Here is a 12297-nt window from a genome sequence, read left to right on the forward strand (position 1 = left end):
GGCTCAGGTCGGGTACTCGCCCAGCCAGCCGTGCGTCAGGAGGTGCTTGGGCAGGTACTCCGACTCCACGTCGATCGGCAGCTTCCCGTCGTACGCCAGGCAGGCGATCGCCAGGGGGCCGAGGGCGATGGCTCCGTCGATGTCGGTCGACCGGTCCTCGGTGAGCGTCCAGTACGCCTTGTGCAGCTTGAGCGCCTCCACCAGGGCCGGGCTGAAGCCCTCCTCGTCGCGGCGGACGAAGTGGTAAAAGAGGTTGATCGGCGGATAGAGCAGCCCCTGCAGCATGTCCCGGGGGACGTTCCGCGCGACCGCCGGGTCCGACGCCTGGAGCGTGGCGGTGAGCTTCTCCACCAGCCCCGGCCGGCGCAGCCAGTACGTCTGGAGCGTGTCGATCCAGTGGTAGATGTACTCGTCGTAACGGCCGTCCGGTGACCGCAACCGGTCCAGCGGGATCTCGCACAGCCGCGTCATCCGCTCCTGCTCGCGGCAGACGACCGCCAGCCAGAACGCGGTCAGCCACGCCCCGGCGTCGGCCATCGAGGAGGGCCCGGCGGCCGGCAGCGTCCGGAGCTTGCGGTTGATGCGGCACTCGACCGTGCCCTCACGCGTACCCGTCACCGCGAACACGGCCGATCCGAGCTGCATCGCGTTGACCGCGGCGTCCCAGGTCTCCGCCTGCGCCGCCCGCGGGTCGACGGCGCAACGGGCGTTGAGGACGAGGAGCGAGGTGCTGAACGTGGACTCGATCAGCTCCGTGGAGGACTCCAGGCCGTCGATCTCCCCGGCGAGGTGGTCGGCGAGACGCTGCGCCAGCGCCTCGGCGTCGGGGCCGGACGGGATGCCGTGGCGAGCAACGTTCTGGGTCACGGAAGGGTTCCCTTGCTGAGGTCGAATCGCCGGTACTGGTAACCAGTGTACGTACCCTGGTTCTTCTCGCCCTTGACGACTACGTATTCCAACTTGTTGTCGCGCAGCGCGTTCTTCAGATCGGCTGCCAACTGGGTCTCACCGCGCTTTTCCATGAAGCGGATGATGTCGAGGAAATACTCCCGACTTCCCTGGGACACCCGTGCACCGCCGGGGAGGGTGCGAGATCCGAGTTCCGTGCCGGGACTGCTCTTGGCCTCGATCACCACGATCTTGCCGTCCGGGCGCTTCCACACCTGGTCGAACTGGTCGTTGCCGTTCTTCGGCCCGAGGAGGACCTGCTTCACGGCGCCCGGGTGGCGCTCGGCGACGTAATGGTGTTCCGCCGCGGTTTCACCGAAGCGCTCGGTCGCTTCGCCCATGTAGTCGTGCGACACCTTGTACGTCCGCGTCGCCTCCTCCCACAGGCCGGCCGACTCGGGAGTCCCCTCGGCCCCGTGCGCCCTGCCCGCCTCCGCCCTCCAGTCGGAGATCATGTTGTCCCACTGCACGGCGAAGTACCGCTCGCGTGCCGCCTGTTCGAGGACGCGCAGCCTGGCGCCGTCCGTCACGGTGTCCGCGCCCACGCTGACGTACTTGCTGTCCAGGAAGTGCGGCTTGGGCGGCTCGGGAACGTCCTTGGCGCGAATCCACGGACCGTCGTCCAGCCTGGTGAGCTGAGGCGGCGTGAATCCGCTCTCGTCGTAGGACTCCAGGCTCTTTCGCGTGCCGTCCTTCCGGTAATACTGCTCGCGGTACCCCGGTTCCTCGTTCGCGCGATAAACCTGGATCTCCTCGATCTGTTCACGCGTGAGAGAGCCTCGGGGACCGTACGGGTTCGGGCCGTCGACCATGAATTCCGGCCGCGGCACCGGCTGCCGGAGCGGGTTCGTGCCGTCACCCGCGGGAGCGCCCCCGCCGTCGCCCGTGCGGGCCGCGTCGTCCGCGCCCGCCGCCGCGTCGTCCACCGCGCCCGTGCCCGGGGTGTCCGGGAGGCCGGAGCCCGGGGTGGCGTTGTCGGCGCCCGAGGCGCCCGGGATGCCGTTGTCGGCCGTGGAGGCGCCGGGCGGGACGTCGCGGGAGCCGCCGGTGGTGGGGGTGTCCGCGTGGCCGCCACCGGGGACGTCACGGGTGCCGCCCGTGCCCGGGGTGTTGTCCAGGTTGTTGGTGGGCACGTTGTCGCCCGCGCCGCCGCCGGGGAGGTTGTTGCCGGCCTGGCCCGTGGGCAGGTTGTCGGCGAGACCGCCCGGGGTGTTGTCGGCGAGGCCCGCCGGGGTGTCCGGGACGCTGACCGGGGCGTCGTCGCCGACGCGGCCCACGTCGCCCAGGTTGGTGTCCAGGCTGTTGCCGAGGCTGACGGCGGTGTTGTCGCCCGCGTGGACGGCCGCGCCCGCCATGGCCGGGACCTTGGCCGGGGTGTCCACCCGGGGGTTGTCCGCGCCCGAGGCGGGGTTGGCGTCGGGGTTCGTACCCCGGTCGACCACGTCCGGGGGCGAGTTCTTGACGTCGCCGACGACCTTGCCGCTCTCGTCGAGGATGTTGCCGTCGCGGTCCAGGTACTGCGGGGGGTCGCCGTCCTTGACGGGCAGCGGCGTCGCGTCCGCGGGCACCGCCGGGGTGTCCTTGGGGAGGGCGACCGTGCCCTCCTGGAGCGGCGTCGAGCCCGCCGGGGCCGGGACGTCGTCCGGGAGCCTGACCAGGCCGTCGCCGAGGTCGACCGCGCCCGGCGGGACCGCGCTGCCCTCGGGGAGACGGACCGTGTCGGAGGGGACCTCGATCGCGCCCGGCGGCAGGGGGGTGCCGTCGGGGAGGTGGATTGTGCCGTCGGGGCGCATCAGTGAGCCCTCGGGGAGGATGACCGTCCCCTCGGGGATGGGCGGCACGTTGAGGTTGCCCATGCCCTTGAGGCCGGCCATCACGTCGCCGATCTTCGTGATGCCCGCGCCCGCGCCCTTGAAGAGGTACGTCGTCGGGTCGATGGCCCGGCCGGCCTTCCCCGCGAAGGAGATGGCCCGCGCCGCCGCACCGGCCTTGCCCGCGCCGGACACCGCGCCGCCCGCGCCGCCGGTGAACACGGTGGTCAGGACGTTGAAGGTGACCGCGCCCGCCGCACGGGCCGGGTTGGAGCCCCACTGGTCCCAGGCGACCAGCGCCTTGCCGGTCTCCTTCATGGCCGTACGGGAGTCCCTGATCCAGCCGGGCAGGTCCTTGTCGTCGGCCATCCAGTACGCCCCGGCCAGCGGGGTGGCGGTGATGACCAGGCCCGTGGCCAGCAGGCCCAGGCCCTTCCACGCCTGTCCGGCAGCGTCCCAGCCCTGGAAGCCGACCAGGGTGCCGAGGCCCTTGATGGTGCCCCAGACGCCGTCGACGATGACGCCCTTGCCGAAGTCGTAGGCGTGCTCCCACACCTGCCACCACGGCGTCGACTCCTCGACCGCGTCGCCCCAGGGCAGGCTCTTGGCCTGCTTGAGGGCCTCGGCGTCGTAGCCGTACATGCCCTCGCCGTTGGAACCGTCGTTGACCTTCAGCGCCTTGCCGCCGACCAGGGCGACGATCTTCGCGTGGGCGGCACGCTCGGCGGCCTGGAACTGCGTCCAGACCTCGGCGATCTCGTTGCGGCGGTCGTTGTTCTCCTCGACCAGGTCGCCGTCCTCGCGCCACTTGTCGTCGTCGGCGATCTTCTGCCGGAAGTTGACGGCGTCGCGGCGCAGGTCGTCCAGCTTCTGCTTCAGGGGGCGGATGTCACTGGCGTAGGTCCCGAGCGCGCCGGCGATGGTGCACATGTCGCCGCTGATGTCGAGCGCCTTGTCCTTCACCGGCTGGGTGGTGGCGAACAGCTGCTCGGCCTCGGGGGCCTTGTAGAAGGCGCTCAGGCCGCCGAAGGAGCTGTGCACGTCACCGGCGGCGGTGGCGATCTTGCCGCCGGCGCCGGACAGCGCCTTGACCTTCTCGTCGAGCAGCTCGAGGTTGCCGGTGAAGACCGGGACCTCGGCCGGGTCGACCGGCTGGTTCTCGCTCACTTCTTCCCCCCGAGCTCCTTCAGCAGGTCCAGTCGCACCTGTCGGGCCGCGTCCTGGGCCTCCTTGGCCTGGGTCAGGTCGCCCTCGACGTACTCGTTGGTCGCCGTGGCCGCGCCGATGACCGCCGCCTGGATGCGCTTCGCCATGGGTTCGAAGTGCGTCTTCTGCCGGCCGGTCATGTACTCGGCCAGCGCCGCGCCCACCGGGCCCGTCGCCTTCTGCGTCAGCGGCGCGCCCGAGGCCGTCGGCCCCTGCAACGGAATGTTCGTGGCCGAACCGGGCACCGCCGTACCCGCCGCCTGCGCGGCCTGCTGCATGTCGGTGACCAGGGCGTTGAGGGCCTTCTCCAGTTCACCGGCGTGTGTGCCGACGACCTTGAGCTGACCCTGCACCCCCTGGGGCTGGATGTCCCACGCCGTCATGAAAACGCTCCCCCGTACCCGCGTCAGCCGATGTTGTCGACCGCGGCCTTCGCGCGCTGCAGCGTCGCCTGCGCGGTCGCGTCGTTCTTCTCCAGCGTCGTCTTGAGCAGCTGGATGATGTTGCGGACCTCCTGCGAGGCGGCGTTCCAGCGCAGTTCCTTGCCGTGGTACTCGTCCGCCACGCCGTCGGCCGCGAAGTCGGTCATCGCCGCCTTCACCTGCGCGTCACGCGCGGAGATCACCTGCTCCAGACGCGCGATCACCGCCTGGATGTTCATCTGGGCCTCGGACGAGGCACCCGTGTCGTACGAACGACGGTCGCTACCCGCAGCAGCCATCAGCAATCAACTCCCCGTGTACGGATCGGTCTAGCGGCCCGAGAAACGCGCCGCGTCGAAGTTCGCCGACGACATCTGCGTCCGCGCGTTGTCACCCTGCTCCTGGTCACCGGAGCCGAACGCCGACTCCATGCCGGACTGACCGCCCAGGATGGCCGCCAGCGAACCGTTCAGCGCCGCCGTGATCTCGTCCGAGCGCGACTTGAAGGAGTCGAACGCCACCTTGCCCGCGCCGTTGAACTTGCCCTCCAACGGCGCCGCGGCCTGCACCAGCTGACGGATCAACAGGCCCAGGTCGTTGCTCGACCCCTGCGACTGGGACATCAGGGTCGACAGGACCTGTGCCCCCATATCGAACTTCATCGGGCTACCCCCGCTGCGATGGACGACCGTATGGATCGAATGTACGACTACATGCCTATCAACTCACGCGTCGCCGCTGCAATCGGCAATCACCGGCTCGTACCGGCTTGTGACGAACGCATGACATCACTCGCCCTTGAGGTGCCGCACCAGCCGCTCGAAGTCCTGCCACCCCGACAGGTCCGACGGGTCGCCGGGCAGCGGGTAGTACAGCGCCGGCCGGGTTTTCGGGCCCAGTTGGACCGGCGCGGCGGCCAGGGGCGTGTTCCGGGCACGGTCACCGGGCATCGCGCGCACCTCCTCCGCGCCGAGTACGAAGGCCAGCGGTACGCCCGGTCCCTCGAAGCGCGGCGGTACCGCCAGGTCTCGGCGCGCTTTGCGGAGTTGTACGAGCATCGACCGCAGGTTGTGGCGGGTGGCGAGCACCTCGGCGGCCCTCGGCACCGCGTCCAGCGGAGGCTCCTCGTCCGGCCCGTAGCCGAACGCCAGCGTCACCTCCTCCTCCACCCCCGCCTTCGTACGGCTCACCCGCACCGTGGCGAGGCCGGGCCGCTCCGGGCTGCCGACCACCACCACCCACGTCGGCTCGGGCGCCCGCTCGAAGGCCACGTCCGTCAGCCGCCGCAGCGACCACGGCAGGTTGGCGGGCTCCGCCGTGCCCCACCCGGCCGGTGCCTCACCGGTCAGCTCCCGCCACACCGACTCCAGAGCGCCGCCCAGCACCAGCCGGTCGTCCGCCGGGTGGACCGTGCGGAAGGTGACCGCGAGCTGCCGCTCCCCGCTGTCCGTGACGCCCTCCTGGTAGGAGGCGGCCACCCGGGCGCGCGGGTCGTCGTCCGTGGAGTCCGCCTCCGCGACCGGGAAGAACATCCCGTCCCGCCACGCCAGCACCGCGCCCGTCAGCCCGTCGTAGTAGCCGTCCCGCTGGTCCTGGACCACCCAGCGCGAGGGCCAGGCGGACAGCGCGGACCGTACCGCCGGCGAGAGCGTGGTACCCGCCGGGCTGACCACCTGGAGCCCCAGCCCGCCCTCGGCCGCCGCCCGGAACGCGTCCGCCAGCCAGGCCGTCATGGCGACCACGGGGCGGTCCTGGATGACGACGGCCACCTTGTCGGTCAGGACGTCCACCGCGGGCCGAGCGGTGGCCGGCGGCGCGACGCCCACCCCGTCCGACGCCACCACGGCCAGCGACCGCGCCGCCTCCGGGGGCCACGCCGAGCCGCCCGTCAGCGACACCAGCCGGGCCGCGAAGGTGCCCGCCAGCCGCTCGGCCTCCGCCACCCCGGTGGTGGCACGGGCCTCCGTCCACCAGAACGGCACCGGCGGCGGCGTGGCGCCGAGGAGCCGCTCCGCCTCGCCGCGGACCTGCACCAGCAGCGGCGCCTCGACGGAGACGAGCGGGCGGCCCTCCTCGTCGCAGAGCTGTACGACGGCGTCCTCGCCGGTCGTGTGCACCAGCTTGTCGGGGCCGCCCGACAGCAGGCCCGCGAGCACGGTCCACGGGTCCGGCATCCGCTCGGTGAGGGCTATGACGTCCTTGGTCATGGGTCGTCCGGTCCTTCGTCTCTTCGGGAGGTCTGTTCGGGGAGCGGTGAGGTCGTGCCGCCGCGGTGACGGCCGGTGCGCCGGGCGGCCGGGCCGGCGAGCGGCCGGGGGGTCGGGGGGTTGGTGCGCCGGGCTACTCGGGCGTGTACACCGTCTGCACCAGCCGGTTCGGCTGGCCCCGCCGGATCAGCACGCCCCGGCCCGGCGGCTGCTGCGAGGCGTACACGCCCGGGAACAACTGCCCCTCGCTGCGGTCGCCCGCCATGACGATCGCCGACGCCCCCGACTCGCGCAGGCCCTGCACCAGCGGCTCGTACATGCCGCGCGAGGCGCCCGCGACCCGGCGCGTCAGCACGAAGTGCAGGCCGATGTCGACGGCGGAGGGGATGTACGGCAGGAACGGGGCGAGCGGCGCCTGCCCGGCCGTCGTCAGCACGTCGTAGTCGTCGACGAGGACCACGATCCGCGGGCCGCTGCCCCAGCTGCCCGGCTCCAGGTCCTCCAGGCGGGCGCTCTCGTCGGGCAGCCGCTTCTCCAGCTCGGTGGCGATACCGGCGGCCAGGCCCCCGCACAGCTTGGCGTTGTACGCGTACCCGCCCAGGAACTCCTCGGGCACGACGCCCCGCAGGCCGCGCCGCGGGTCCATCACGGCGAGGACCAGCTCGTCCTCGCCGTACCGCTCGACCAGCCCGCCCGCGATGGTCCTCAGCAGGTTCGTCTTGCCGCACTCGCTGTCGCCCATCACCAGCAGGTGCTGGTCGTGCTCGAACAGGTCCAGCAGCACCGGCGCCAGCGCCGTCTGGTCCAGGCCGATCGGCACCCGCTTCGGCTCGGCCACCGGGCCGGGCAGCAGGTGCGGCTCCAGGACGTGCGGCAGCACCCGCACCGGCTGGGCGACCTCACCGCTCCAGGCGGCGCGCACCTGCCGGGCGGTGCGCTCCAGCACGGTGCCGAGGTCCGTGTTGTCGGACTGCCCGTCCGTACGGGGCAGCGCCGCCTGCGCGAACAGCTTGCCGTCCGTGAGGACGCGCCCCGGCTCGTCGGGCGACAGGGTCTCGGCGAGCTTGCGGTCGATGCTGGTCTCCGTGGCGTCGTTGAGACGCAGTTCGACGCGGGTGCCGAAGTACGACTGGGTCGCGATGCGGACGTCGTTCCAGCGGAGCATGCCGGCGACGACGTGGATGCCGTACCCGCCGCCCCGCTTGAGGATGTCGACCACGGCGTCGTCGAGTTCGTCGAAGTCGTCGCGCAGCGCGCCGAAGCCGTCGATGACGAGGACGATCTCGGCGGAGGCGAGCTGCGGCAGCCGGCCGGCCGCGTGCAGGGTGCGCAGCTGCTCCACGGAGTCGATGTTGTGCTCGCGGAAGAGGTCCTCGCGGGCGGCGAGCATGGTGCGTACCTCTTCGACGGTGCGGGCTGCCCGCTCGCGGTCGGCGCGGCTCGCGACGCCGCCGACGTGCGGCAGCCCGGTCAGGGCCTGGAGGCCGCCGCCGACGAGGTCGAGGCCGTAGACGCCGACCTCCTGCGGGGTGTGCGTCAGGGCGAGCGACAGGACGAGCGTGCGGAGCAGGGTGGTCTTGCCGGACTGCGGGCCGCCGATGACGGCGGCGTGGCCGCCCGCCACCGTGAGGTCCAGGTACCACTGGCCCTGCCACTGCCTGGTCGGGTCGTCGAGCAGCCCCAACGGCACCTGGAGCGGACCGCGCCGCGCGGAGAGCTGCATACCGCGCGGGCCGGCCTGGAGGGGGCCGGCGACCTGGTCGAGGGCGACCGCACCCGGCAGCGGCGGCAGCCAGATGCGCCGGACCGGGTCGGTGGGGGCGTTCTCCAACTGCTCGACCACCACGCCCAGCTCGGTCGGCCCGGTCTCCCGGCGCCGTACCGCGGCCTCCTGCGGGCCGGACTCCTCCGCCTGCCCCAGGGTGTTGTACGCCTCGTACTCAAGGGCCAGCGGACCGGTGTCCTCGTCGGCCGCCCGGCGCACCGGCCCGCGGTAGGCGCCGGAGACGTAACTCGCCTTGAACCGCTCGTAGTGGCTGGTGTCGACCTTCAGGTAGCCGAAACCGGGCAGCGGCGGCAGGTGGAAGGCGTCGGTGGTGTCGAGCACCGTGCGCGACTCGTCGGCGGAGAAGGTCCGCAGGCCCAGCCGGTACGACAGGTAGGTGTCGAGGCCCTTCAGCCGGCCGCCCTCGATGCGCTGGCTGGACAGCAGCAGGTGCACGCCGATGGAGCGGCCGATCCGGCCGATGGACAGGAACAGGTCGATGAAGTCCGGTTTCGCGGTGAGGAGTTCACCGAACTCGTCGATGACGATGAACAGGTGCGGCAGCGGGTCGAGGTCGGGGCGCTTCCCGGCGCGCAGTGCCGCGTAGTCGCCGATGTCGGCGACGTTGCCGGCGTCCTTGAGGACCTGCTGGCGGCGCTTGACCTCACCGGCGAGGGAGGCGTGGACGCGTTCGACGAGCCCGGCCTGGTTCTCCAGGTTGGTGATGACACCGGCGACGTGCGGCAGGTCGGCGAACGGCGCGAAGGTGGCGCCGCCCTTGTAGTCGACGAGGACCAGGGCGAGGTCCTCCGGTGGGTGGGTGGCCACCAGCGCCAGCACCAGGGTGCGCAGCAGCTCCGACTTGCCGGAGCCGGTGGCGCCGACGCACAGCCCGTGCGGGCCCATGCCCAGCTCGGAGGACTCCTTCAGGTCGAGCAGCACCGGCTCGTGGGCGTCGCTGATGCCGATCGGTACGCGCAGGAAGGCGCGCTCCCCGCGCGGCGCCCACAGCGTGGCCAGGTCCAGCCGTGCCACGTCGTCGATGCCCAGCAGGTCGGCGAAGTCGACCGGCCCGGACAGCGGCGCGTCGGCGAGCGACTCGGCCGACAGCCGCAGCGGCGCCAGCATCCGCGCCACGCCCTCGGCGAACGGTACGGACACCTCGTCCACCGTGCCGTGCGCGCCGACCGGCTCCTCCTGACGGAGGTCCTCGATCGCCACCTGGTCGCCGTCGACGGTGATGCGCACGCCGACGTGGCCGGGTTCCTGGACGCGCCGCTCCAGCAGGTGCAGGACGGTGACGCCCATCTCGCGCAGGCCCACCGCGTCGTCGGGGCGCGGCAGGTCGACGGCGTCCTCGCCGTGCCCGTCGGTCACGACCAGCAGCCGGGACGACATCGACAGCGCGTCCTTGCCGGACAGGCCGCGGCGCACCTCGGCGGCGTAGGAGGCGCGGCGGCGCAGTTCGGGGCCGAGCTGCCGGGCGAGCTGCGGCGCGGAGGGGGCGATGCGGCGGGCGGCGACGGGTCCGTCGAACTGGTCGGTGTCCAGCAGGTGCGGCATCCACTTGGCCCACTCCCAGTCGCCGAGCCGGTCGCCGGGCACCGCGAGCGCCACGCCCACGTCGTCGGGGGCGTGCAGGGCGGCGGTCTGGACGAGCAGGGCGCGCGCGACGCGCAGGCAGTCCTCGCGGGGGCCGACGACGCTGATGTTGCCGACGCGGTCGAGCGGCACGGTCAGCGGGAGTTCGGTGCCGGTGCGGAAGCGGTCCATCAGCGCCGACGCTTCGTTGAGCATGAACCGGTCGGGCGGGGTGAGGACGGAGGAGCCGCCCTGGTCGGCGATCCGCAGGTCCCGTACGGGCATCTCGCCGGTGCCGACGCGGACGCGCAGGAAGTCGGCGTCGAGCCGGCGGCGCTCCCAGAGGCGGGCGGGGTCGCGGACGATGTCGTACAGGGCGTGCGGCGGCGGGTTGAGCACGTCGGCCCGCTCGCGCCGCCGGCGTTCCTCGGCGGACAGCTCCTCCCGCAGGTCCTCCAGGTACGCGAGGTACGCCTCGCGCTGGGTGCGGCGGGTGCGCTGGGCCTTGCCGCGCTGCGAGAAGACCAGCACGAGCGAGCCGATGACGGTGACGACGAGGATCAGCGCGCCGAGCGCGGCGAACTGGCTGTTGCGGACGACCGTCATCATCACGACGGACGACATGACGCCGGCCACCGGCAGCAGCGACATCGCGATGTTGCCGCCCTTGCCCTCCGGGAGGTTGGGCGGGGCCTCGATGGTGCGCGCCTCGGATGCGGCGGGCGGCCGGGTGGTCCTGGCGGGGCGGTGTATCAGTCGGGTGCTCATCGGTCCGCTCCCCCTCAGTGGCGCTTCTGGGACAGCCGGAGGACGTCGGCGGCCAGCCGGGTGGCGGCCTGCCGGGTGGGGTGGGCGAGCAGCTCGGTGCGGATCGGGCCGCCGGCCGCCAGGTGCCGGTCGTAGGGCAGGACCTGGACGCCCGCGCCGGTGGCGGCGAGCCTCCGGGCGGCCTCGTCGAGGTCCAGCCCGGTGTGCGGCACGAGTTCGGAGAGGACGACGACGGTGCCGGCGATGATGTGGCGGGGCAGGCCCTGCATCCACTGGAGCACCGCGTGGGTGCTGGCGATGCCCTCCAGGGTGGCGGGGGTGGTCAGGACGCGGGCCTGGGCGGCGGACAGCGCGACGCGGGCGACCTCGGCGGGCAGGGTCTCGCAGTCGACGACGGTCACGCCGAAGTAGCGGCGCAGGGCGACCATGACCCGCTCGTACGCCCGGGTGTCCAGCATGGCGCCGATGCGGCCCTGACTGCCGGGCAGCAGCCAGGCGTTGCCGGGGAGCTGGACCAGGTAGCCGGTGACGTCCAGCAGTGACATCTGCGGTTCGACGATGCCCGCGACGTCGCCGGTGGTCCACCGCAGCGTCTCGGCGCCGAGCCGCAGCGGCAGGGACCCGAGGGCGGGGTCCGCCTCGACCAGCAGGACGGGGTCCTGCCGGTAGTGCGCGTAGGTGAGTCCGAGCAGCGCGGCGACGGTCGACTTGCCGGCGCCGCCGCGGATGGAGGTGACGGCGATCTGCCGTCCGGTCGTCACCGGCTGCTGGAGCGTCTCGGCGGTACGGGTGGTCTCGGCGACCTCGCGGGCGGCGGACGAGGAGACGGTACGGCGTACGGCGCGGACGGCCCGTGCGGCGAACGGCTCGCCCCGGCGGGGCTTGCGCCCGGCGGCGGCGAGGTCCTTGTCGACGACGGGGCGCGAGTCGGGGGTGGCGGGCCCCCGCGGGTACGGGCTCGGGCCCGCGGGTGCGGCGGGTGCGGTCGGTGCCGGGGCGGTCGGTGCGGCGGCCTGCCGCGCGCGGGCCGCCTCGGCCGCCCGGGCCAGCGCCGCCTGGGCGTGCGGATCGGCGGCGGCGTACGGGGCGTCGTACGTCTGCGGGGCCTGCTGCCGGGGTACGTGCCCGGCCGCCCGGGCGGGCGGTTCGGGGGCGGGCGGCGCCGCCGGCGCCTGCTGCCCGCCGGCGTGCGGCGGTCGGGCCAGGAGCGGCGCCGGGGCCGGCGGGGACGGCTGGGCGGGGGCCGGCTGCGTGGAGGCGTGGGGCGCCGGGGGCGGGGGGACCGCGCTCCCGGGCGTACCGGCCGCACCGGGTACGGGCGCGCCGGCACCCGGCGTCCCGGCCGTACCGGCCGCTCCGGTGACGGGCGCGCCGGCGGGCGCCGGGCCGGCCGCGGGCGCGTCCGGCACGGGGGTGGTGTCCGGCCGGGGGGCCGGGGTGTCGGCGTCCGGGGCCCGCGTACCCTCCTGCGGCGTGGCCTGCGGGGCTCCGGCGCGCAGATCGCGCAGGACGTCGCCCTGCCAGTTGTCTCCGTTCGGCATGTCTGCCCTTCTTCTCCCGCCCCGCCGCGGCACCCGGAACCCGGGCCC

At 73.3% G+C, this 12297-nt stretch carries 8 protein-coding genes; all 8 read right to left on the bottom strand.

Features of this window, described 5'->3' with window-relative positions; translation table 11 throughout:
- Nucleotides 1-3: 3 nt before the first annotated feature.
- The 8 genes from AC07DW_RS04685 to AC07DW_RS04720 all read right to left on the bottom strand — a co-directional run bounded on the left by AC07DW_RS04685 (nucleotide 4) and on the right by AC07DW_RS04720 (nucleotide 12249).
- On the bottom strand, nucleotides 4-867 hold the full coding sequence (locus AC07DW_RS04685; protein ID WP_478856158.1) for an immunity 49 family protein: 864 nt from the start codon (nucleotides 865-867) through the stop codon (nucleotides 4-6).
- On the bottom strand, nucleotides 864-3926 hold the full coding sequence (locus AC07DW_RS04690) for a hypothetical protein (RefSeq protein WP_478856159.1): 3063 nt from the start codon (nucleotides 3924-3926) through the stop codon (nucleotides 864-866). The genes AC07DW_RS04685 and AC07DW_RS04690 overlap by 4 nt, the downstream gene beginning before the upstream one ends.
- Nucleotides 3923-4348, bottom strand: coding sequence for a DUF6507 family protein (locus AC07DW_RS04695; protein WP_478856160.1), 426 nt, complete (start codon nucleotides 4346-4348; stop codon nucleotides 3923-3925). The genes AC07DW_RS04690 and AC07DW_RS04695 overlap by 4 nt, the downstream gene beginning before the upstream one ends.
- A gap of 23 nt (nucleotides 4349-4371) precedes the next feature.
- A complete protein-coding gene (locus AC07DW_RS04700; protein WP_189549878.1) occupies nucleotides 4372-4686 on the bottom strand; it encodes a pore-forming ESAT-6 family protein in 315 nt (104 codons plus the stop codon).
- Nucleotides 4687-4716: 30 nt separating this feature from the next.
- A complete protein-coding gene (locus tag AC07DW_RS04705) occupies nucleotides 4717-5049 on the bottom strand; it encodes a hypothetical protein (RefSeq protein WP_064067185.1) in 333 nt (110 codons plus the stop codon).
- Between the two features lie 126 nt (nucleotides 5050-5175).
- On the bottom strand, nucleotides 5176-6594 hold the full coding sequence (locus tag AC07DW_RS04710; protein ID WP_478856161.1) for a DUF6177 family protein: 1419 nt from the start codon (nucleotides 6592-6594) through the stop codon (nucleotides 5176-5178).
- Nucleotides 6595-6727: 133 nt separating this feature from the next.
- Complete coding sequence (gene eccCa / locus AC07DW_RS04715) at nucleotides 6728-10708, bottom strand: type VII secretion protein EccCa (protein WP_478856162.1); 3981 nt, start codon at nucleotides 10706-10708, stop codon at nucleotides 6728-6730.
- Nucleotides 10709-10722: 14 nt separating this feature from the next.
- On the bottom strand, nucleotides 10723-12249 hold the full coding sequence (locus tag AC07DW_RS04720) for a MinD/ParA family ATP-binding protein (protein ID WP_478856163.1): 1527 nt from the start codon (nucleotides 12247-12249) through the stop codon (nucleotides 10723-10725).
- Nucleotides 12250-12297: the final 48 nt, after the last annotated feature.

Source organism: Streptomyces sp. NPDC045701 (assembly GCF_056432045.1).

Excerpts from the sequence above, each read along its gene's own strand:
- AC07DW_RS04695 (WP_478856160.1), bottom strand. The coding sequence starts at position 4,348 with ATGACGGCGTGGGACATCCAGCCCCAGGGGGTGCAGGGTCAGCTCAAG.
- AC07DW_RS04700 (WP_189549878.1), bottom strand. The coding sequence starts at position 4,686 with ATGGCTGCTGCGGGTAGCGACCGTCGTTCGTACGACACGGGTGCCTCG.
- AC07DW_RS04705 (WP_064067185.1), bottom strand. The coding sequence starts at position 5,049 with ATGAAGTTCGATATGGGGGCACAGGTCCTGTCGACCCTGATGTCCCAG.
- AC07DW_RS04710 (WP_478856161.1), bottom strand. The coding sequence starts at position 6,594 with ATGACCAAGGACGTCATAGCCCTCACCGAGCGGATGCCGGACCCGTGG.
- eccCa (WP_478856162.1), bottom strand. The coding sequence starts at position 10,708 with ATGAGCACCCGACTGATACACCGCCCCGCCAGGACCACCCGGCCGCCC.
- AC07DW_RS04720 (WP_478856163.1), bottom strand. The coding sequence starts at position 12,249 with ATGCCGAACGGAGACAACTGGCAGGGCGACGTCCTGCGCGATCTGCGC.